Source organism: Megasphaera sp. AF13-6AC, assembly GCF_027685385.1.
In the GTDB taxonomy this organism is placed as follows: domain Bacteria; phylum Bacillota; class Negativicutes; order Veillonellales; family Megasphaeraceae; genus Megasphaera; species Megasphaera micronuciformis.
The window spans coordinates 1-649 of record NZ_JAQCUN010000308.1 but is presented as its reverse complement, the minus strand read 5'-3'; the positions used below and the strand labels follow the sequence as shown (position 1 = coordinate 649).

Sequence of the window (649 nt, the reverse complement as noted above, 5' to 3'; positions counted from 1 at the left end):
TTGTAGGTTTGGCTACTGTAGCTGTTAAAGAAGCAAAGGAAAGAGTAAGAACAGCCGTCAAAAATAGCGGGTTAGCCTTTCCCGTACGTCGAATTACCGTCAATCTGGCACCGGCGGATATGAAGAAAGAAGGAGCCGCACTGGACCTGCCCATTGCCGTGGCTTTATTGGTATCAAGCGGACAAATTGCGCCGGAATCATGTGAAGATTCCGTATTTATCGGGGAACTGTCGCTGGACGGTCTTATCAGGCCGACTGTCGGGGTTTTATCCATGGTCATTGCTGCTAAAGAAAGGGGCATGAGAACTGTTTACGTCAGCCCTGAGAATGGAGACGAAGCTCTTTTATGTGAAGGTATAACGGTTTATGAGGCAGAGACTTTCGCCGTACTATCTGATCACTTACGAAAGATACACTGCCTTTCTCCCTCTTCATCTAAAATGCTACAGGAGGAAGATAAGGAATACCATAATGACTTTTCGGAAGTACAGGGACAGGCAGTGGCTAAAAGGGTGATGGAAATTGCCGCTGCAGGAGGGCATAACCTGCTTATGACAGGGCCTCCGGGGTCTGGTAAATCTATGTTGGCAAAACGAATGCCTACTATTTTACCGCCTATGACCGTAAACGAGTCTTTAGAGGTTACGAG

General features: G+C 47.3%; 1 protein-coding gene. It reads left to right on the top strand.

Translation table 11 applies throughout. The annotated features are described in order from the left end of the window. A partial coding sequence (locus PGX78_RS09055) for a magnesium chelatase domain-containing protein (RefSeq protein WP_270446633.1) occupies window positions 1-649 on the top strand: 649 nt, incomplete at both ends.